Annotated in this window: 17 protein-coding genes; 4 read left to right on the top strand and 13 right to left on the bottom strand. The window is 31.0% G+C overall.

Translation table 11 applies throughout. The features are described 5' to 3' along the window. Nucleotides 1-5: 5 nt before the first annotated feature. From FHS04_RS07135 to rpsO, 7 genes are all read right to left on the bottom strand, one after another. A complete protein-coding gene (locus FHS04_RS07135) occupies nt 6-869 on the bottom strand; it encodes a sigma-70 family RNA polymerase sigma factor (protein WP_013869172.1) in 864 nt (287 codons plus the stop codon). 100 nt (nt 870-969) lie between these two features. Next, the gene (locus FHS04_RS07130; RefSeq protein ID WP_106680028.1) at nt 970-2,172 is read right to left on the bottom strand and encodes a glutamate-5-semialdehyde dehydrogenase; all 1,203 of its coding nucleotides are present in this window, start codon (nt 2,170-2,172) and stop codon (nt 970-972) included. A 12-nt stretch (nt 2,173-2,184) separates the two neighbouring features. Beyond that, nucleotides 2,185-2,961 (bottom strand): glutamate 5-kinase, encoded by a 777-nt coding sequence (gene proB / locus FHS04_RS07125; protein ID WP_106680030.1) that lies wholly within the window; start codon nt 2,959-2,961, stop codon nt 2,185-2,187. A 1-nt stretch (nt 2,962) separates the two neighbouring features. Beyond that, nucleotides 2,963-3,796, bottom strand: coding sequence for a pyrroline-5-carboxylate reductase (gene proC, locus FHS04_RS07120; RefSeq protein ID WP_262497782.1), 834 nt, complete (start codon nt 3,794-3,796; stop codon nt 2,963-2,965). A gap of 234 nt (nt 3,797-4,030) precedes the next feature. Continuing rightward, nucleotides 4,031-5,440 (bottom strand): glycosyltransferase, encoded by a 1,410-nt coding sequence (locus FHS04_RS07115; RefSeq protein ID WP_244906294.1) that lies wholly within the window; start codon nt 5,438-5,440, stop codon nt 4,031-4,033. A gap of 112 nt (nt 5,441-5,552) precedes the next feature. Continuing rightward, a complete protein-coding gene (locus FHS04_RS07110) occupies nt 5,553-7,778 on the bottom strand; it encodes a polyribonucleotide nucleotidyltransferase (RefSeq protein WP_106680034.1) in 2,226 nt (741 codons plus the stop codon). Between the two features lie 157 nt (nt 7,779-7,935). After that, nucleotides 7,936-8,205: a 30S ribosomal protein S15 gene (rpsO, locus tag FHS04_RS07105; protein ID WP_027881040.1), complete on the bottom strand. Its 270-nt coding sequence runs from the start codon at nt 8,203-8,205 to the stop codon at nt 7,936-7,938. Between the two features lie 203 nt (nt 8,206-8,408). Between rpsO and FHS04_RS07100 the strand changes: the two genes are divergently transcribed. Beyond that, nucleotides 8,409-9,506, top strand: a complete 1,098-nt coding sequence (locus FHS04_RS07100; protein ID WP_106680036.1) for a sensor histidine kinase — start codon at nt 8,409-8,411, stop codon at nt 9,504-9,506. 59 nt (nt 9,507-9,565) lie between these two features. Here FHS04_RS07100 and accD read toward each other — a convergent pair whose 3' ends face one another. From accD to tamL, 3 genes are all read right to left on the bottom strand, one after another. Beyond that, nucleotides 9,566-10,423: an acetyl-CoA carboxylase, carboxyltransferase subunit beta gene (accD, locus tag FHS04_RS07095; RefSeq protein ID WP_027881042.1), complete on the bottom strand. Its 858-nt coding sequence runs from the start codon at nt 10,421-10,423 to the stop codon at nt 9,566-9,568. A gap of 229 nt (nt 10,424-10,652) precedes the next feature. Beyond that, entirely contained in the window at nt 10,653-11,720 is a 1,068-nt protein-coding gene (fbaA, locus tag FHS04_RS07090) for a class II fructose-bisphosphate aldolase (RefSeq protein WP_027881043.1), read from the bottom strand. A 111-nt stretch (nt 11,721-11,831) separates the two neighbouring features. Further along, complete coding sequence (gene tamL / locus FHS04_RS07085; RefSeq protein ID WP_106680038.1) at nt 11,832-14,363, bottom strand: translocation and assembly module lipoprotein TamL; 2,532 nt, start codon at nt 14,361-14,363, stop codon at nt 11,832-11,834. Between the two features lie 150 nt (nt 14,364-14,513). On the opposite strand from tamL, the gene FHS04_RS07080 reads away from it, so the two are divergent. Next, a complete protein-coding gene (locus FHS04_RS07080; protein ID WP_106680040.1) occupies nt 14,514-15,230 on the top strand; it encodes a TrmH family RNA methyltransferase in 717 nt (238 codons plus the stop codon). A gap of 4 nt (nt 15,231-15,234) precedes the next feature. On the opposite strand, the gene porT is transcribed toward FHS04_RS07080, so the two are convergent. After that, nucleotides 15,235-15,954 (bottom strand): type IX secretion/gliding motility protein PorT/SprT, encoded by a 720-nt coding sequence (porT, locus tag FHS04_RS07075; RefSeq protein ID WP_106680042.1) that lies wholly within the window; start codon nt 15,952-15,954, stop codon nt 15,235-15,237. A 5-nt stretch (nt 15,955-15,959) separates the two neighbouring features. Next, the gene (ubiE, locus tag FHS04_RS07070; protein WP_106680044.1) at nt 15,960-16,688 is read right to left on the bottom strand and encodes a bifunctional demethylmenaquinone methyltransferase/2-methoxy-6-polyprenyl-1,4-benzoquinol methylase UbiE; all 729 of its coding nucleotides are present in this window, start codon (nt 16,686-16,688) and stop codon (nt 15,960-15,962) included. Nucleotides 16,689-16,806: 118 nt separating this feature from the next. Between ubiE and trkA the strand changes: the two genes are divergently transcribed. Both trkA and FHS04_RS07060 read left to right on the top strand, forming a co-directional pair. Further along, the gene (trkA, locus tag FHS04_RS07065; protein WP_027881048.1) at nt 16,807-18,156 is read left to right on the top strand and encodes a Trk system potassium transporter TrkA; all 1,350 of its coding nucleotides are present in this window, start codon (nt 16,807-16,809) and stop codon (nt 18,154-18,156) included. A 4-nt stretch (nt 18,157-18,160) separates the two neighbouring features. Further along, nucleotides 18,161-19,666 (top strand): TrkH family potassium uptake protein, encoded by a 1,506-nt coding sequence (locus FHS04_RS07060; protein WP_106680045.1) that lies wholly within the window; start codon nt 18,161-18,163, stop codon nt 19,664-19,666. Here FHS04_RS07060 and FHS04_RS07055 read toward each other — a convergent pair whose 3' ends face one another. After that, a complete protein-coding gene (locus FHS04_RS07055) occupies nt 19,667-22,378 on the bottom strand; it encodes a T9SS type B sorting domain-containing protein (protein WP_106680047.1) in 2,712 nt (903 codons plus the stop codon). Nucleotides 22,379-22,842: the final 464 nt, after the last annotated feature.

Below are 22,842 nucleotides of genomic sequence, written 5' to 3'. Positions count from 1 at the left end.
ACTTATTATCCTAAGTAAGTTTTTAATATTTTACTTCTAGACGTATGTTTTAATCTACGTATAGCTTTTTCTTTTATTTGTCTTACACGTTCTCTGGTAAGGTCAAAAGTTTCTCCAATTTCTTCTAATGTCATTGGATGTTGGTTACCTAAACCAAAGTAAAGTCTTATTACATCTGCTTCACGAGGTGTTAACGTTTCTAAAGCGCGTTCAATTTCTGTACGTAAAGATTCGTGTAATAATTCTCTATCTGGGTTTGGTGATTCGCCAGAGTTTAATACATCATATAGGTTAGAATCTTCACCTTCTACTAAAGGTGCATCCATACTTACGTGACGACCAGAGTTTTTCATAGACTCTTTAACATCGTTAATAGTCATGTCTAACTCTTTTGCAATTTCTTCTGCACTTGGTGGACGCTCGTGTGCTTGCTCTAAAAATGCAAAAGTTTTATTAATCTTGTTAATAGAACCAATTTTGTTTAAAGGTAAACGTACAATTCTAGATTGCTCTGCTAACGCTTGTAAAATAGATTGTCTAATCCACCATACAGCATAAGATATAAATTTAAAACCACGAGTTTCGTCAAAACGTTGAGCAGCTTTGATAAGACCTAAGTTACCTTCGTTAATTAAATCTGGTAATGTTAAACCTTGGTTTTGATATTGTTTAGCAACCGATACAACAAAACGTAAGTTAGCTTTAGTTAATTTTTCTAATGCTACTTGGTCTCCTGCTTTAATACGTTGTGCTAACTCTACCTCTTCATCTGCAGTAATAAGGTCTACCTTACCAATTTCTTGAAGATACTTGTCTAAAGAAGCAGTTTCTCTGTTAGTAACCTGCTTCGTAATTTTAAGTTGTCTCATCTAAAAATAGAGTGATTTATTTAATGTGAATAATTTGCTATCAATAGTTATACGTAAGACAATTACTTTTTGTTACAAAAAAGTTTAATTTTTTTTAAAATTAACTTGTTCTTATGTGTCCGTCACCAAAGACGTAGTATTTATTTGTAACTAATTGCTTTAATCCTAATGGACCACGATGGTGTAACTTATCTGTACTAATAGCAAGCTCTGCACCAACACCCATTTGCCCACCATCTGTAAATCGTGTAGAGGCATTATGGTATACAGCTGCACTATCTACTTGCTGCATGAATTTTTTAGCTAATTCTTTATCTTCTGTTATTATTGCTGCCGAGTGACCTCCAGAATATTTATTTATCATGTCGATAGCGTTATCTTCATTATTAACTTCTGCTAGCATAATTTTCATAGCTAAAAACTCTTCGTACCAAATGTTGTTATCTTTCACTTGGGTTTCATTTGGAAGAATTTCACTTACATTTTCATCTACTAAAATATCCACACCAAGTTTGTGTAACATGGTTTCTAACTCTTGAATTTTCTTTTCGTATTCAGGAATATTCTTATCGATTAATACTTTATCAAGTGCGTTACATCCTGAAATTTTATCGGTTTTGGCATTAACGATTACTTTTACGGCTTTTAACCAATCTGCATCTTCTGCAACGTATAAAAAGTTGTTACCTCTTCCGCTAATTAATACGGCGCAAGTAGCATTGTCTTTAACAAATTTAATTAAGCGTTCTCCACCACGCGGTACGATTAAATCTATTTTTTCTGATGGGTTTTTTAAGAAATCTTGAGTTTCTTCTCTTTTTAAATGTAATAATTTAATCCAGTCTTTTGATAATCCATTCTCTTCTAAAGCTTGATGCCAGCATTTTTCTAAAATAATATTACTGTTTACAGCTTCTTTACCACCTTTTAATAAGATTTTATTATTGGCTTTAAAGGCTAAAACAGCAGCTTCTATAGTTACATCTGGTCTAGACTCATAAATGATAAGAATAGTGCCAAACGGTGCTGTTTTGTTGGTGACTTTAAGTCCGCTATCTAAAGTTAAATCAGAAATAGTCTGTCCAACAGGATCTTCTTGATCTCTAACTTCTTGTATGGCTTTTATCATACCGTCAACCTTTGCGTTATCAACAACTAAACGGTCGTATAATGCTTGGTCTTCTTTATCAAAAGCGTCTAAATCTTTTTTATTTTCGGCTATAATTTGATGTCGTTCTTTATCAATAATAGTTATCATTGAATCTAGAACTTTATTTTTTATGTTTTTATCTAATAATTTCATTTTCAATTTTTTTTAGTGAATAAATTTTGTTCCTATTTCTTTATCGTCTACAATGTCTACAATTACATTTTCTCTTTTACCATTGGCGATGTAAGTCGGAATGTCTTTTTTAGCGGTTCCCTTGGCTATTTTTAATTTTGAAGCCATACCACCACGTCCTTCGCCTTCTTTTTTACCAGAAGCTTTTACATATTTTTCTACATTTTGATCAACGGTGACTTCTGTAATTTTTTCTGAATTTTCATCATCTGGATGACCGGTATATAATCCGTCTGTGTCAGATAAAATTATTAACCTATCTGCGTCTATTAATTCTGCAACTAAACTTGCTAACTCATCATTGTCAGAAAACATAGACATACTTAAAGAAACGGCGTCATCCTCATTAGCAATAGGAGTTACACCTTCTGCCAATAAACCTTGATAACAGTTTATCATGTTCTCACGATGCTTACCAGCATCAAAATCTCTTTTGGTTGCTAAAACTTGGGCGCATCGCATCCCATAATCATGAAAAATACTATAGTAATGACGCATTAAACGAGGTTGTCCTACAGAAGAATAAATTTGACGTCTTATAGCTTTATCTGTTGCTTTGATTTCGCCTAAGACTTCTTTTCCTGCAATTGCAGAACCAGATGAAACTAATACAACGTCAATATTTCTTTCATTTAAAACAGAAATTTGTCGTACTAATTCTCTTAAAACAGGTCCTAAAATTCGGTTATCTTTATTTGTAAGAACATTGGTTCCTACTTTTACTACAATTTTTTTAATATCGTCGTCCATTTTATTTGTCTTTACCTAATTCTACAGCTCTATCAAATGCAGCATATGCAGCATCTTGTATTAACTGTTTTACATTATTATCTTCCATACTATCTATTGCAGCTTGAGTTGTACCTCCTTTAGAAGCAACTCTATTTATCCAAGATTTTGGAGATAAATCTGACTGATTAAAAAGCTCTATTGCTCCTTCAAAAGTATTGCTTACTAAAATCTTAGAATCGTAATCTGAGAAGCCCATTTTTAATGCAGCTTCTAACATAGATTGCATAAAGTAGAATACATAGGCTGGTCCACTACCAGAAATTCCTGTAGAGGCATCGATAAATTTTTCTGTATTAACATGAATAGAAGTACCTGTAGTGTCTAGTAGGTTTCTAACCATGATTAACTCTACTTTACTAACAGCATCAGATTCTGTGTAAGACGTTACACCTTTACCAACTTTTGCTGGAAGGTTAGGCATTGCTCTTACAACTTTAATGGCGCCTAGTTGTTCTTTAATTGTATCTATTGTTACGCCAGCCATTAATGACACAATAATTTGTTGGTTGTTAATTTTTGGCTTCATTTCTTTAAATAAATCCTCGCTATGATATGGCTTTACAGCTACAAAAACGATATCTGCTTTTGGTAAACAATCGTCTAAATTATCATAAACATCAAAATGAGGTTCTTTACTTAAAGTTTCGATCTTTTTTGGATCAGTATCAAATATTTTAAGATTATGCTTACCTAAAAGTGGTGAGCTAGCCATACCTTCAGAGTATGTTAATCCCATATTTCCTGCTCCAATAACTAATACTTTCATGTTTTTTAAAGTGTTGGTTTTAAATATTATACACTTATTATTGCACAAGGACTGTACGGAACACCCGAAAAAAAGAATTAATTTTAAAAATTGTTATATGTGAAAATTATCTAAGTAAATATTGAAGGTTTCTCAATTATCGAGTAAAATCCTTAGTGTATTTTGAAAAATTAATAAAATTAAAAACTGACATAGTGTCGTAAAAATGAGGTTTTGTCAGTTTAAATTATAGTCTGTGCCAATTAATTACTTTAATATTAACTAGCGTGTTAACCAACCAGGTTTTCTAGCTGTTGCTATTGCATAAGGAGTTATCCAGAACAATGCAAATGTGTACATAATGCTATATGTAAATGCCCAAAACCCTTGTAATGATTTATATCTAGTAAAAAAGAACAGTAATGAGAATGATGAAATTATTAAAATACTAAATAGAGTAGTACCTAAAAATAATAAAGGATGAATCATTACAAAAAATAGCATGAATAAGACAAATGGATAACTTAGAAGTAAATTAGAAAATTGACTGATAAATAATAGTCTTGCTCCTAGTTTATTGTTTTTTCTAAAATTAGTAAATACGTATTTAGACATTTCTAGATTTTCTCTTACATTACTTCTAGACCATCTTATGAACATTTTATATAGTCCAGGATATTCTTCTGGAACATTAGTATAGGCAATAGCATTACGTTGAAATAGAACATTTTTTCCTTGTTTTAATATCATGTTTGTTAAAGCTCTATCTTCACCAATATCAGATGGTTTTCCCATAAATTTTTGGTTAATCCACTGTTCTAAGCACGCTAATACTGCATCTTTTTTGTATGCTGCTAGCGCACCAGGTGTACATAATACGGTGTTTAAGTTGCTTTCTGCAGATCTTACAAACTCAAAACTCATTACAAAACTAACATCTAGCATTTTAGGTATAATTCGTTTTTTATTGTTTAGTACTCTGATATTTCCTGCTACAGCAGCACAATTTTCATCTTTAGAAAATGGACTAACAAGGTTGCGCAATGTATCTTTAGTTACAATAGAGTCGCTATCAATTGTTACAAAAACGTCTCCTTTACCTAAATTGAAACCACGATATAGAGCATGCCTTTTTCCTTGGTTTTTTGGTTGCTTAAAAATTTCTAATTCATCTTTAAGCTCTTCTTTAGCTTTCTTAATCCATGACCAAGTATAGTCTAAGCTACCATCATCTATAGCTATTAATTGTAGTTTGTTTTTTGGATAATCACTTTTTGAAATGCTTATTAATGTATCATATACTTGTTTACCTTCGTTATATGCAGGAATGATTACTGTGCATGTTGGTAAACTTTGATCTTTAACAGATGCTATAGGTTTATATTTAAAATAGTTATAAGTGGTATATATGAAAAAAAACGCTTTGTATATAAATAATGAAGTAGCTATTATGAGAAAGCATAGACCCAATAAAGATTCTTTTCTATTATTATTGAATGTCTCTAAGTCTGCATAAAAAATAGAAAGTAAGTACAATCCAAAAGCAATAAATATAAACGAACTTATTAATATCGCTCTATTTTGAGTGTTTTCAGTTTTGGTTTTTGAAGTAGATAAAAGTTTTTTAATTGATTTGAAAAATTTGTTTTGGTTAAGTGTTGAGTTGTGCATAAATAAATGATTGTTTATCATATTTACGCCTTAATCTAAAGTGCAGACTTTGTTAAATTAATTTTTAAGAAAACTTTATAAAAAAACCTCGTAAAGAATTACGAGGTTTAATTTTTTAGTTTTTAAAAAAGAATTAGTCTTTTTTGTCATTTCTAGGTTTTCTGTCGTCACGTTTGTTGTTGCGTTCACGATTTCCACCTTTATTATTATCACGTTTAGGTCTGTCTTGCCAACCTTCTGGTTTTGGTAAAATAGCTTTACGAGATACTTTTTCTTTTCTTGTTCTTGGATCAACACCAAAGTATTTTACATCAAAAACGTCTCCCATGTTTACAACATCAGATACATTTTCTGTACGTTCCCAAGCTAATTCACTTACGTGTAATAAAACTTCGTTTCCTGGTGCTTCTGTATACTCTACAACAGCTCCAAAATCTAACATTTTAATTACTTTTACTTCGTAAATGCTGCCAACTTCTGGTTTAAATAACATCGCATCAATACGAGCTAATACAGCATCGATTCCTTCAGAACCAACTCCTAAGATTTCAACAATACCTTCTTCAGTAACAGGATCTTCATTTATAACAATAGTAGTTTCTGTTTCTTTTTGTAACTCTTGAATGTTCTTTCCGCCAGGTCCAATAAGTGCTCCGATAAATTCATTAGGAATACGTCTTGTTACCATTTTTGGTGCATGACCTTTAACATCTGCATTAGGTTCTGCAATAGTATCTGTTAATTTGCTTAAGATGTGTAAACGACCATCACGAGCTTGTTTTAGTGCATTTACTAAAATCTCATATGATAATCCTTTAACCTTTATATCCATTTGGCAAGCTGTAATACCATCTGCAGTACCAGTTACCTTAAAGTCCATATCTCCTAAGTGATCTTCATCACCTAAAATATCAGATAATACAGCGTATTTACCAGATTCTGTATCTGTAATTAATCCCATTGCAATACCAGAAACAGGTTTCTTTAATTTTACACCAGCATCCATAAGTGCCATAGTACCCGCACAAACTGTTGCCATAGAAGAAGAACCGTTAGATTCTAATACTTCTGATACTACACGTACTGTATATGGACAATCTTCTGGTACCATACCTTTTAAAGCACGTTGCGCTAAGTTACCATGTCCAACTTCACGTCTAGAAGTACCTCTAATTGGTCTTGCTTCACCTGTTGAAAATGGAGGGAAGTTATAGTGTAAATAGAAACGCTCTTCACCTTCAAAAGATGGCATGTCTATTTGATTAGCTTCTCTACTTGTTCCTAAAGTAACGGTTGCTAATGCTTGCGTTTCTCCACGAGTAAAGATAGAAGAACCATGTGTTGATGGTAAGTAATCTACCTCACACCAAATTGGTCTAATCTCTGTTGTTTTACGACCATCTAAACGTAATCCTTCGTTTAAAGTTAAGTCACGTACAGCAGCTTTTTCTGCTTTGCTGTAGTATTTAGAGATTAAATCACCGAAATCTTCAACTTCTTCTTCAGAGAATGAAGCGATTATTTCTTCTTTAATTTCGGCAAATGCAGCACCACGTTCGTGCTTAGAAGATCCTGCTTTTGCTACAGCGTATACTTTATCGTATGCCATATCGTGGATCTTTTTAGCTAAATCTTCGTCTGCTCTTTCTGGTTCGTATTCTCTGGTTTCTTTTTTACCAAAAGCTTCAGCTAATTTTGTTTGAGCTTCACACTGTATTTTAATAGCTTCGTGAGCAGCTTTGATAGCTTCTGTCATTTCTTCTTCAGAAATCTCATCCATTTCACCTTCTACCATCATTACAGAATCAGCAGATGCACCAATCATCATGTCGATATCAGATTCTGCTAATTGTGCTAATGTTGGGTTGATGATAAATTCTCCATTAATACGTCCAACTCTTACTTCTGAGATTGGAGTTTCAAAAGGAATGTCTGATAATTGTATAGCAGCAGATGCAGCTAAACCAGCCATAGCGTCTGGCATAACTTCTGGATCATGCGACATTAATTGAATCATTACCTGAGTTTCGCTGTGGTAATCTTTTGGGAATAATGGACGTAAAACACGGTCTACAAGACGCATAGTTAATACTTCTCCGTCGCTTGGTCTTGCTTCTCTTTTAAAGAAACCACCAGGGTAACGACCAGCAGCAGCAAATTTTTCTCTATAATCTACTGTTAACGGTAAGAAGTCTACGTCTGCAGCTTTATAGTTGGAAACAACTGTACATAATAACATACATTTTCCTGATTGCACAACAACAGAACCATGAGCCTGTTTTGCAAGTTTTCCGGTTTCGATAGATATTTCTCTACCGTCCCCAAGGTCAATGACCTCTTTGTAAGTTTTTGGAATCATAAATTTTTTAATTCTAATTAAACAATGGTCGTTGTGTTGTTGTGTAGTTGTTGTGTGACCAATGAAAAACTATAATTAGCTTCTTCAATTCCGATAGTTATACTCGTTCGAAAGCGAGTTATATAATGAAAAAAAGAGGCGCGAAGCCTCTTTTTAATTATTTTCTTAATCCTAATTCTTTCACTATTGCACGATATCTCATGATATCTTTTTTAGTTAAATAGTCTAAAAGCGCACGACGCTTACCTACCATTTTTACAAGAGAACGCTCTGAGTTAAAATCTTTACGATTCTTTTTTAAGTGTTCTGTTAAGTGGTTAATTCTGTAAGTGAATAATGCAATTTGTCCTTCTGCAGAACCAGTGTCGTTTGCTCCTTTACCGTGTTTTGCGAAGATTTCTTCTTTTTTTTCTTTTGATAAATACATGCTAATATTATTGTAAATGATTGTTATGTACACGAAAGGTTATCTTTCGAGCGGCAAATATAAGTATTTTTATTAAAACTATATATTTAAATGTATAAAACATCTAATTAGATATTTTTTTAATTTTTTTTGAGTTTATATCGAGTTTTTTTGATACTTAACTCTTAATGATGTAATTTTATGGCGCTATAAATCAATGTATTATGAACTTCGAAATCGAAAAGATCAAAAACGATCTTTTTGAAAATATCTTTAACCAAGCTAAAGAAGGGATTGCTATTGTTAGTTTAAGGGGAGAATGGGTAAAAGTTAATGCTAGTGTGCTAAATACTTTAGGTTATACTAAAGAAGAGCTTCATAGTATGACTTTTAAAGAAATTACCCATAAAGATGATCTTGATATAGATTTATCTAAGATGAAATCTTTGCTCTCAGGGACTATACCTAGCTATTCTATGAAAAAAAGATATTTTCATAAAGATGGTCGTGTAATTTGGGCTAGGCTAAGTGTGTCTTTAGTTAGAGATAATCTAGGTAAACCTCAATATTTTATTTCTCAAATATCAGATATAAGTCAAATGATAAAAAATGAGAATAAATTAAAATCAATGCTAGATATCGTAAAGATTCAAAATGAGCGTTTATCTGATTTTACAGAGATTATTACCCACAATTTAAAAACTCACGTATTTAATTTATCTACACTTGTAGATTTTATTGAAGAGGATATTCCTGAAATAAAGCCTAGAGAAGATTTTAAAATGCTTAAAGATTCTGTTACTAATTTAAATGATACCGTACTTCATTTAACAGAAATTTCTAAAATTAAAACAATTAAAGAAAATAAGTTAGATAATCTTAATTTATGCGAATACGTTAGCAAAACTATTTACAACGTAAGTGCTTTAGCTAAAAATATAGATTGTAAAATAGTAAACAAAGTTGAAGCTAATTGTGAAATAAAAGCTATACCCGCATATTTAGATAGTGTTATTCTTAATTTTTTGACAAATGCTATTAAGTATAGATCTAATGAAAGACCATTAGAAGTGACTATTGAAAATGAAATAAAAGGACAATTTAATATTTTAAAAATTAAAGATAATGGCTTAGGTATAGACTTGGATAAGTTTGGAGATAGTTTATTTAAACTTTATAAAACGTTTCATTATAACAAGGATGCAACTGGTGTTGGTTTATTTATAACAAAGAATCACGTAGAGTCTATGGGAGGAAAAATTGAAGTTGAAAGCCAGGTAGATAAAGGAACTACTTTTAAAATTTTCTTTAGAAAAGGATGAAATTAAATATATGATTTATAAAAAAAAAGACCTTTGTAAAAAGGTCTTTTTTTTATATTTTAAGCTCTTAACGGCTGATTAGTTATTAAGTCTATGTACTTATTAACTTTGTTTTTTAAATCTTTACGATGTGTAATAAAATCTAAGAAACCATGCTCTAATAAAAACTCTGAGGTTTGGAAGCCTTCTGGTAACTCTTGTCCTGTAGTATCACGTACAACACGTGGTCCAGCAAATCCTATTAAAGCACCTGGTTCTGCAATGTTTATATCTCCTAACATCGCAAAAGAAGCAGTAGTACCTCCAGTTGTTGGATCTGTACATAAAGAGATGTAAGGTAAACCAGCATCTGCAAGTTGTCCTAATTTAGCAGATGTTTTTGCTAATTGCATTAATGATAAAGCAGCTTCCATCATACGTGCACCACCAGATTTGGATATAATCATAAATGGAAGTTTTTTCTTTAATGCATAATCTGCAGCACGAGCAATTTTTTCTCCAACAACACTACCCATAGATCCTCCTATAAAAGCAAAATCCATACAAGCAATTACTAAATCTTTTCCTTTAGATTTACCAACAGCGCAACGTACAGCGTCTTTTAAATTTGTTTTCTTTTCAGCAGCTTTTAAGCGATCTGGATACTTTTTTGTGTCTTCAAATTTTAAAGGGTCTTTAGATGTTAGGTTAGCATCTAGCTCTTTAAACTTGTTATCATCAAATAAAATTTCAAAATATTCTTTACTTCCTATTCTTACGTGGTATCCATCCTCTGGACTTACATAGAAATTTTTCTCTAATTCTTTAGAGTCTACTATTTTACCAGTTGGAGACTTATACCATAAGCCTTTAGGAGTGTCTTTTTTTTGTTCTGTAGAGGTTTGTATACCTTTTTCTTTTCTTTTAAACCAAGCCATATTGATTTACGATTTTTATTTACGGTTTTAAAATTATGCTTGAAAAACCGGTTTTGCTATTAGTTAGTTTTTAAATAATCAAGCGTACAAAATTACAGTATTTATTATTTAATCTCAAAAAATTGAAATGTTTAACTGTTAATTTTAGACTTGTAAACATATAAAAAATCCTGCTTAACTAAATGGTTATAGTATATAAGCAGGATTTATTTGTTTTAAAATTTAACGTTTAAAGTGTATTTACGTTATTTAAATCTTCAAATGCTTGTTTAAGACGACTTACAAATGTTTGTTCCCCTTTACGTAGCCAAACACGTGGGTCATAGTGTTTTTTGTTAGGAGAATCTGGTCCATCAGGACTACCAATCTGAGATTTTAAATAATCTGCTTTTTCTCCCATATAATCCCTAACACCAGACATAAATGCATATTGCATATCTGTGTCTATATTCATTTTTATAACACCGTAACCTATAGCTTCTCTAATTTCTTCTAAAGTAGAACCTGATCCACCATGAAATACAAAGTCAATATGGTTGTGTGGTACATTATATTTTTCTGAAATATATTCTTGAGAATTTTTAAGAATTTTTGGAGTTAACTTTACATTTCCTGGTTTATAAACTCCATGAACATTTCCAAATGCAGCAGCAATAGTAAATTGATCACTTACTTTGCTTAACTCTTCATAAGCGTAAGCTACTTCTTCTGGTTGTGTGTATAGTTTAGACTCGTCTACATCACTATTGTCTACACCATCTTCTTCACCGCCTGTAATACCTAGTTCTATTTCTAAAGTCATTCCCATCTTGCTCATTCGCTCAAGATAAGTTTTACAGATTTCAATGTTTTCTTCTAAAGGCTCTTCACTTAAATCAATCATATGAGAGCTGTAAAGCGGTTTACCTGTTTCTTTAAAGTGTTGCTCACTAGCGTCTAACAATCCGTCAATCCAAGGTAATAATTTTTTTGCGCAGTGATCTGTATGTAAAATTACAGGAACACCATAAGCGTCTGCCATTTGGTGTACATGTTTTGCACCTGCAATACTACCAGCTATAGCAGCTTTTTGATCTTCGTTACTTAAACCTTTACCAGCGTTAAATTGAGCACCACCATTTGAGAATTGTATAATAACAGGAGCGTTTAATTCTGCTGCAGTTTCTAAAACACCGTTAATTGTATTAGATCCAATTACGTTAACAGCAGGTAATGCAAAGCCTTTTTCTTTAGCTAGTTTAAAAATTTCTTGAACTTCTTTTCCGGTTGCAACTCCAGGTTTAATGTTATGAGCCATTTTAATTTAATTTGTTGAATTAGTAATGTTTGTAAAAGTAAGGAAATTAGATGTTATTTTTAAGTTTTTAGGTACAAAACCACGCAAACGTTATCGCAAAATTAAGTCTGTTTAGAATGGATAATTTATACCAATATTATAGACTGCGTTAGAAAAGTTATAATCCTTAAACCATCTATTGCCTTCTGAATAAGCAGGATTATAGGTTTTAAATCCGATGTCACCACGTAGTACAAAAAAGCCAAAATCGTACCTTAATCCAAAACCAGAACCAACAGCTATGTCTTTTAAAGAGTCAAATCCAGAAAACGTTGCACGGTCGTCTTCAATATCATCAAAAACGTTCCAAATGTTTCCTGCATCTACAAATAAAGCGCCGTTTAAATCACCAAATAGGTTAAAACGTTGTTCTGCGCTAAGAGCAATTTTAAAGTTAGCTTCATTAAACTCGTTTGTAGTATTTAAACTTCCTGGTCCTAAGTTATATGCTGTCCAAGCTCTGTTGTCATTGGCGCCACCTGCAAAGAAACTTTTAGAGAATGGTATGTTGGTCGAATTTCCGTATGGTATTGCAATACCTACAAAACTTCTTACTGCAAAAACATTTTTGTACCCTAGACGCCAATGCTTGATATAATCAAATTCGGTTTTTACGTATTGAGAAAAAGCTACATTAAAAAGCTCATATTTATCATTCTCATTTTTTTCTACACCAATTAAAGAAGATACTGTAGATAAGAAGTTACCTGCTAATTCTAGTTTAAGTCGTAATATAGAAAAATCTTCATCTAAAAGATTATCTCTTCTATCTTTTACGTAGTTAAAGTTAGTAGAGAAGATTAGGTTGTCTTCTGTTAATCTTATTTTTCTTTCGGCAATTGCATTTGCAGCTGTTAAATCGTCATTAGATAAGGTGTTGTTGTATGTTCCGTTTCTAATTTCATTTAAAAAATTATCTGCTTGTGTGGGTATGCCTAAGGTTTGGTTTGTTGCTATAAAACCACTGTTTTGAGCAATTTCATTTAAAGCATCAAAAGAGTTTTGATATACGTTAAAGTAGTTTGCGGTGTTTAGGTTTTTTACAAATTGAATATTAAAAAAATCTAATCTATTTGTAACTTTTTTACTAGGATACCATTGGTAGTTAAATATGCCAGTAAAGGTTTGTCTATCTAAACCAATATTGGTTTGGCTAGATGCCGAAAGAGAAATTTTTGTACTAGGAAACATGGATTTAGGAATGATCTTTTCGGTATTAATAGGAAAGAAAATCCTTGGAAAACTTAGTTTTAAATTGGCTCCAAGCTCATTAATATCAAAAAATTGATCATTACCATTATTTGCATCTTTTGAAGCACCAATAGAAGCAAATCCAGAAAGCTCTAACGTTTCTGCACCTCTAAACACATTTCTAATTAATAAACTTGGATTAAAAGAAAATCCTACAGTTTGTATGTTGCTTTGAAACGTTTCTGCACTAATACCTAACTCAAACTTTTTTAATGGTGTTAGATAAATATTTGCGGTTAGCGTAGTGTCTTGATTTTCTACATATTCAATATTTGGGTATTTAAATGTACGTAGATTACTTATTAATCTTGATGTTAATGGTCTTGCTTGGTCTTTAAAAATGGTGTTTGGCGAAATAAAAACAGCATTTGTAATAGCTTTAGGTTTGTATCTTAATTTACCAACGCTATATATATTGTAACCGTCATAATTTACAGAGTCTGTTAAAGTTGCATTTCTGTTTTTAAAAGAGCTATTGGTATAGATATTTACATCTTTTATGCTATAAATTTTAAAGGGTTCTCGTCTAGATTCGTCTTCTTCTCTTATTAAGCGGTTATCTATAACTGTTTCTAAAGTCATAGTGCTGTTGCCTCTTAAAGTATCAGATACATAGCGTACGTAATCTTGAGAAAAATGATAAACACCATTGTTGCGCATTAGATTGGTAATACGATCTTCTTCGCTATAAAGATAATTGTCTTTAAATTGTTTACCTGCTTTTATAAAGCTTTCATTTTTATGTTCTTCATAAATTTTTTTTACTGATGGGGATGCGATTGTTGCATATACTGTATCTAAAATAAAGGGACTTCCTGTTTCTATTTTATAGTCAATCGTTCCTCTTTTATTGTCTTTTCTATTTATTTTATAATCGGTTTTTACATTAAACCAACCGTTAGATTTATAATAGTTTTCGAGATTTTTTGTGGATTTTTTAGTTAACTCTTCATTGATTACTACTGGAGCTTCACCTGTATTTTTAATCCATTTATTAAAATTAGATTTGCTTTCTATAAGTTTATCTAATTGTTTTCTAGAAAGAAGTTTTGACTTGCGTTCCATTTTTTCTGGATTGTTGTAATACTTCTCCATTAAAATAGAATCTATATTAGGTCTAGCTATATTATAAATAAATAGGCGTAAAGGCGTTTTTATTAAAGGTATACGAGTGTTTGGTTTTTGTACAATAGTGTTAGAAATAGTGTCGTTTGCTATTTTTTCTCCATTTATAATTAAATTGTTTTCTGTTAAAAGATGCTGATTTTCGCCGACACGTTTAACCGAATTACAGCTGTCAAACAACGTAACAATTAATAAAAAAACGATTATTTTTGGTTGAAATGTTTTCAATGATGTTTTAAAAAGCTAAGCAATTTTAATCAAAAGTTGTGCCTCTTATTTAAGGTTAGTTCAAAAATACATTAAATATTGAATAAAGCTTAGGTGTAAATATCTAAACTCCTTTTTTTTCTGTTACTTTATAAAAAAATTAAGATAAAAGTGATTTCTAAAAATCAGATTAAAAATATAACGCGTTTACAGCAAAAAAAATATAGACAGCAAGAAGGTTTATTTATTGCTGAAGGCGTAAAAGTGATTAATGAGTTTTTAAATTCGACATTTAAATTAGTCGATTTATTTACCACCAAAACTTTTAATGTTGAAAACGAAACACTAATAACCGAAGCAGAACTAAAAAAAATTAGTGCTTTAAAAACACCAAACACTGCTTTGGCGGTTTTTAAAATCCCTAAACTATCCTTAATAGAAAGTAAAGGGTTGATAGTAGCTTTAGATGCTTTAAGAGATCCAGGAAATTTAGGAACTATAATTAGACTTTGCGATTGGTTTGGTGTAAAACAATTATTATGTAGTAAAGAAACTGTAGATTGTTTTAATCCAAAAGTCGTGCAAGCAACCATGGGAAGTTTAACACGGGTTAATGTGTTTTACATAGATTTAAATCATTATTTAGAAGAAACTAAACAGACTGTTTTTGGAGCTTTTATGGATGGTGAAAATGTTTACGCATCTAATTTACCAACCGAAGGTATTTTAGTATTAGGTAATGAAGCCAATGGTATTAGTCAATCTATTGAAAAACACGTAAATCAGCGCATTAGCATACCAAGATTTGGAGATTTGCAAGCAACAGAAAGCTTAAATGTAGCTACAGCAGGAGCTATTTTGTTAAGTGAGTTTAGAAGAAGTAATTAAATTTTTATTGAACTGTAAAATTAATAAAAACTCCGCGAGTTTGCATTTTGTTTATATTACTTGTCCAAGGACTATTTGGATCTTTATCTCTGATTAGTTCGTCATTTAAAGCAAAGACACCACGTATTGACGGTGTAAACTTAAAACGATCTAGGTAAAAATCTATACCAAACCCTAGCTCATAAAACTGTGCGTTTTTTTTCATTCTAAATTCTCCAGCAGAATTATCGTCAGGATTTTTTTCGTTGCTAGATAAGTTAATAGCTGTAGATATACCAGTTAGGATAAAAGGTTTTATATTATTAATCCTTTTAGTTGAAATTTTTAAAAGTAAAGGGAAATATACATAAGTAGATTTTACTTCTCGTAGTAAATCAGAATCAGACACTTCATCTTCAAAATTATCAAAGTAATTAGTAGGGTAGTTTAGGTTACGTTGAGATATTACTAAACCAGGCTCTAAACGCAAGTCAAAATGATCATTAATTCGTAAATTACCAATTAAACCTACATTAAAACCAACACTTCGTTCAGTTTGTATGTCGCCTAAATTGTTGTTATAATCAAATTTAAAGTCTAAATTATTAAAACCTAAATAATAGCCCCAACTTAAAGTAGATTTATCTACACTTTGTAGGTTTTGTACTTTTTCTTTTGAAAATAATTGGGCATTAGACGTTGTTATGCTTGATACAACAAAAAGTAAAGAAAAAATATATTTCATGTAAATTATTGTTTTGATGCTGTATAGATTGTTGCTACACCAAATGTTTGTGGTTTATCTTCCACATTAATAAACCCAATATTACGTAAAATATTGTTTAAAGCTTCACCATAAGGAAAAACAGAAGCACTTTCGCTTAAATATTTGTAAGCCGTTTTGTCTTTAGAAAATAGTCTGCCAATGCTTGGTAGGATAAATTTAGAATAAACTTTATACCCTTGTTTAAAAGGAAATTTAGTAGGTACAGAAGTTTCTAAAATTACAAAAGTACCACCAGGTTTTAATACGCGTAAGATGTCCTTTAAACCATTTTCTAAAGTTTCAAAATTTCTTACCCCAAAAGCAACAGTTATAGCATCAAAAGTGTTGTCTTCAAATGGCATGTTTTCAGAATCGCCAATAATCATTTTAACACGATTGTCTAACTGTTTAGCTTTGACTTTTTCTTTACCTACTTCTAACATTCCTGGACTAATGTCTAATCCAACAATTTCTTCTGCAGAAGTTTCGGCTAAATTTATAGCTAAATCACCTGTGCCTGTAGCGATATCTAAAATGGTTTTAGGTTGTTGTTTTTTTACTATTTCAACAACTCTTTTTCGCCATTTAATATCAATTCCAAAAGAAATAACACGGTTTAAACCATCATAATCTTTAGAGATTGTATCAAACATTTTTGTGACTTGTTCTTTCTTGCCTAAGTCACTATTTTTATAAGGATTTACTTTTGTCAAAACTAAATTTTTGGCAAAGATAACGCTTTACATATTCTCTTAAAACTTCAAAAGGATAATTATTTAAGGCTTAAATATTTAAAATATTTATCTTTGTACCCCATATTTTATACAATCTATGAAAATAATTATTGCAGGAGCAGGTGAAGTTGGATTTCATTTAGCAAAACTACTGTCTTACGAGTCTCAAGAAATTACTTTAATTGATACCGATAGAGAAAGCTTAACTTACGCAGATAACCATCTTGATATTAAGGTTATTAAAGGTGATGCAACATCTATTGCCATTTTAAAAGAATCTAGGGTAGAAGCATCAGATTTATTTATAGGTGTAACCGCTTCAGAAACTACAAATATTACAGCTTGTGTCCTTGCTAAGCAATTAGGAACAAAAAGAACAATTGCAAGAATTTCTAATACCGAGTTTATTAAGCATAAAGATGAAGTTGGTTTTACAAGATTTGGAATTGACGAGCTAATTTCTCCAGAAAGTTTAGCAGCATCAGAGATAGAATTACTTTTAAATCAATCGGCTTTTAAAGATAGTTACGAGTTTGAAGATGGTGCATTAACTATGGTGAGTTTAACGTTATCTAGAACAGCTAATTTTGTTGGTAAAACTGTAAAAGAGGCTGGTCAATTGTTTTCAGAAATTCATTTTGTACCTATAGCAATACAACGTTTTGGAACGCAATACACAATTATTCCTCGTGGCGATACCGAGTTTAGAGAAGGAGATAGCGTAGTATTTATTACTAGTGAAGGTGGAGATCAAGAATTGTGTAAAATGACAGGTAAAACTAATGCATCAATTAAAGATGTAATGATTCTTGGCGGTAGTAAAATAGGATTTAAAACCAGTAGAGATTTATCTGCAAATGGGTTTAATGTTAAGCTTATAGAAAACAATAAAGATAGTGCTTTTGACCTAGCAGATGAGCTACCAAAAGTATTAGTGATAAATGGAGACGGACGTAATGTAGAGTTGCTTGAAGAAGAAAATATTAACGATATGGATGCATTTATATCGGTAACTGGTAATTCTGAAACCAATATTATGTCTTGCTTAGTAGCTAAGTCTAAAGGTGTAAGAAAGACAATTGCTTTAGTAGAAAACATGGATTATTTTGAATTATCTCAATCCATAGGAATAGATACACTTATTAACAAAAAACTTCTAGCAGCCAACAACATATTTAGATATATACGTAAAGGAGAAGTAATAGCAATGACAAAACTAAACAACATGAATGCAGAGTTGTTAGAGTTTAAAGTCAAGCCAACATCAAAAATTTGTAATAAATTAATTAAAAATGTAGAGTTTCCTAGATCTGCAATTGTTGGTGGTGTTATTAGAAATGGAGAAGGGTTAATAGCCTTAGGAGGATTTAAAGTAAAAGAAGGAGATTACATTGTTGTTTGTTGTCTGCCAAGATCTATTAAAGAAGTAGAAAAATTATTCTTGTAATTACATGGGAAAGCGACTTCATCTTAACTATAAAATTATATTTTATTTTTTTGGGCTATTATTAGTTTTTAATGGTGGTTTTATGTTATTATCCTCTTTGGTAAGTTTGATTTATCAAGATGGAGTAACGTTACAAATTTTTCTTTCAGGAATTGTAACCTTAATTTTTGGTCTCTTTGGGATGTTACATCATCGTAACCATAATAAAGAGATGAATAAACGTGAAGGTTATATTGTAGTAGCTTTTGGTTGGGTTGTAATGTCTCTTTCTGGAGCAATACCCTATGTTGCAACTGGAGCAATACCTAACTTTACTAGCGCTTTTTTTGAAACTATGTCTGGTTTTACTACAACAGGAGCGTCTATTTTAAATGATATAGAAGTCGTACCAAAAGGTGTTTTGTTTTGGAGAAGCCTAACGCATTGGATAGGTGGTATGGGAATTATCGTTTTAGCAGTTGCAATTCTTCCTTTATTAGGAATTGGGGGAATGCAGTTGTTTGCTGCCGAAGCACCAGGACCAAGCGCAGACAAATTACATCCTCGTATTACAGACACAGCTAAAAGATTATGGCTAATTTATTTTGGATATACAGCAGCTGAAACGATTTTACTTAAGGTTGCAGGAATGAGCTTTTTTGATGCTATTAATCATTCAATGAGTACGCTTTCTACAGGAGGTTTTTCAACTAAAAATGCAAGTGTTGCCTATTGGAATGATAATCCTTTAATTCAATACATTATAATATTATTTATGTTCTTAGCAGGTACTAACTTTGTTTTAAGTTATTATGCATTTAAAGGAAAAGTGCAAAAGATAATTAAAGATGAAGAGTTTAAGCTGTATTTTAAATTTATAGCAGTTTTTACATTAGTTGCTTCTCTTTTAATTTATTTTAAAGCTGATATTTCAATGTCAAGTATATCTCATCCTCAAGTATTAGGAGAAGGAGAAAGTGCTTTTAGACATGCTTTATTTCAGGTGTTAACAGTTGTGACTACTACAGGTTTTATTAGTGCAGATTATTCTTTATGGACACCATTTTTAACAGTTATGTTTTTTGGTTTAATGTTCTTGGGTGGATCTGCAGGTAGTACTTCTGGAGGTGTTAAAGTAGTTCGCCATTTAGTAATGATAAAAAACGGTTTCTTAGAATTTAAAAGAACACTTCATCCTAATGCGATTTTGCCTGTTAGATATAACCGTAAATCGGTCTCTGGTATTATTGTATTTAACATCCTTGGATTTTTTATTCTTTACATGATTTCTTTCATTACAGGTGCATTAGGTTTTTCTATGATGGGATTTGATTTTGAGTCTTCTATAGGTATTGCAGCTTCTAGTTTAGGAAATGTTGGTCCTGCATTAGGTGTTTTTGGACCAGTAAATAATTATGCTGCTTTGCCACCAATTGGACTTTGGTGGTCTAGCTTTTTAATGTTAATTGGTCGTTTAGAATTATTTACTGTGCTAATTTTATTTACACCGTTTTTTTGGAGAAATAGATAGTTATCTTTTCAAGGTAAAATGCCCAGATTTTTCAATTATTTGGTCATTTTTGTCAATTAATGTTGCTTTATACCAATAGTCAGAATTAGGCAATAATGTTCCATTGTATTTGCCATCCCAACCATGTCTAATAGTCTTTAGGCTATAATTATATAATCTTTTACCGTACCTGTCATAAATCGTAATTTCTACTTTTTTGTATAGATTATCGTTTATACCATAAACTATCCATTTATCGTTAATTCTATCATTATTAGGTGTGAAGAATTTTGGGAAAAATATATATGAAAACTGAGTATTAATAGGTCTTTCGCAATCATTAATATCTCTTACATAAATATCAATAACACCAGGTGTTACATTTTGAAAAACATAATTGTTTCCTTGTCCAGAATAAGTTTGGTCGTCTAAAGAAAATTCATAAAGACTATTTCCATCAACAGATACATAAAGTGTTGTGCCATCTATAGATATATTTTTAAAAGTAACATTTTCAGGCTCTTGTACAGTAAAATCTTTAGAGTAAGAACAGGTTAATCCATTTTCTGTTTTGGTAACTGTAACATTATAATCGCCTGAGGATTGTATTTGAAATAGTCTTTGTGTAGATAATATGTTTCCGCTACTATCAGACCATGTCCATGTGTTATTAGAGCTGTTTCCATCTAATATTGGATTGTCTTGTAAATAGCATAATAGATAGGAGTCTTGTATATCTAGGTTTATTGAAGAATTAACTATTAAATCCATAGTAGCTATTCTACCACAACTACCGTTTTCGTCTCTAACTATAATCCAAATAGCTCCACTACTGGATGTGTATTCACTTTCTAACGGATTATTATTTGTTAATGCGTTATTATATGAATCGTAAAAACTAATTTGATCTGTTTCTGAAACGTTTAATAAAGTATTTATTTCATCCATTTTTTCATTAAAATCAAAATAGCCTAAATTATTATTAGTAACATCGTCAGAATCTTCACAAACTATATAAGGTGAAATTGTTACAAGTGGTTGAAATTGTGTTTCTATATTGAAACTTTGTATGTTCTCACAGTTTCTGTCTGTTGTAATCTTAACAAATATTTCTTGAGGGTTAGTTGTGTTTTCAAAAGATTCAGGATTTTCAATTTCATTTGTGCCATTTTCAGCATCTTGTATAGATGTGTAAAAATTTAGTTGATAACCATCAGTTATTTCTTCGTTTAATTCATCAATATCAAAACCATAGTGCACTTCGTTTAAATTAAATATAGATGTTTCGTCAAAGTCGTTATCACATTGTAACATCGAGTAGGAATCTTCAAGATTTATAACAGGATAAGCTATAACCTCTTTGTATAAATCAATAACTTTTGATCCAACTGTTATTACTGCTTTAACAATGTAAGTCCCTGCTTCTTGATATTGATGTGATGGGTTTAAGCCAGTGCCTGTTGTGCCATCACCAAAATCCCATGTAGCACTTGTAATTGTTGCATAAGCATCTAAGGAAAAGTTAAGAGTGGTATAAAAACAGTCATTTTTTACAATAATTCTATTTCTAAAATATGATGTTACAAAGTTTGGTAATCCTTGCGTTGTTCTTGAGTCTTCAAATATTATTTGAGAAGGATTATATTCTATATTATCAAAATCTTCTGGGTTATTTATTACACTAAGATGCTTAAGAGAATAAGGTTGTCTATCTGCTAAATAATTAGTCATGTAAATTTTAGAGTTACTTGCTAATTGTAGGTTACCAAAACTTCTTCTGTTGGAAAATTCGATTAAAACTTTATCGTTAAATGGCTGGTTTACGTCAATGAAGTATTTGTGTAAAAAACCATTCCCATTAAAATTACCTGAAAAATATAATATTTTAGAGTCTGCAGAAAACTCAATACCTTCAACATTAACAGGAGTAAAAATATAGCCTGCATTTATAGAGCTTAATTGGTTGATATCATCATTATCCATATTAAAACTATATAGTTTAACGAAAGTAGATGTTCTGATATCTCCCACAGCAATATACTCTCCATTTGGTGAAAATTTAATTGGTCCTAAAGTGTTTTCAAACGGTTGGTCTAAAACTATGTAATTGGATAGGTAAGCTAAAGAGTCAGTAAATGCTCCGTAAGCACCGACAGTAATAACAAAAAAAGCATTATAGTTGTCGTTATTTGGGTTTGTTTTGCCTATTCCGACAGCTTTAACAGAATTAGTCTCAGGTGAGTAAACAGCAGTGATTCGTTCAGTAGAAGACGTAGTAATTGTAACATTTTTATCAGTTACAACACCTAAAGGATTTTGGTTACTAAACACTACTTTAGAAAAAAATATCCCACCGCCACTTGTGCTAATTTTTGTAGTAAGAATAAAGTATATATTGTCATTATTTGGATCTGGGATAATTATACTGGATTGGTTGTTATCTATTTCAGCATTTAGTCCTTCACCATTATCCATTATTTCATGGTTCTTATTCCAAACTGTTTGACCATTAGTGTAAAACATTAAATTTCCATCTCTATCAGATATACTAGAACAGCCTGCAGGAGTAGACATGCTACTGTCATATTGAATATTTACTTGAGCAAAGTTAAAGTCTAAGCCAGAATATTCCCCAAAATACCAGTTATTAGTCTCGTTTTGAGCATAAAAGGATTGGCTGTAAATGAAAAGTAATGCAAATAGGAATATGTATTTACATAGTAAATATTTCATGAATTTTTTCTTTTTAATAGCAATGGAATACTAAGATAGAAAAAAGAAATTAATTTGATATTGAAAAAAAAGTTTTTGTTTTTATAATTGATTGATATGTAACTTTTTAGACGAAATAGCTACTTATATATAAAGGTTTTGTTTAACTATAAATGTCAACTATTATGTTTGGTGGTTCATCTTCTTCTGTAATTAAAAACAATAGAAACTTATTAAAAAATAATAAGAGAGAGAAGTTTGTGTATAAAAGAAGTAAGCATAATAAAGTGGAAAAAGAAAAGTTTGATCACTTAATTTTAAACACATAATATTGTCAAAATATTAGAAAAAAAATGCGAAGAGAGCACAGAATTAGAAGGAAAAAACAAATTGTTTCTCTTTTGTTAATAATGTTTCTTTTAATTTTAATTCTCTATTATTATTCGTAAAAAAAAAGACCTTAAAAAATTAAGGTCTTTATGGTT

Source organism: Mesoflavibacter zeaxanthinifaciens subsp. sabulilitoris, assembly GCF_014191595.1.
GTDB classification, from domain to species: Bacteria; Bacteroidota; Bacteroidia; order Flavobacteriales; family Flavobacteriaceae; genus Mesoflavibacter; species Mesoflavibacter zeaxanthinifaciens.
The sequence above is the reverse complement of the archived record's forward strand: the minus strand, read 5'-3'. Positions and strand labels throughout refer to the sequence as shown.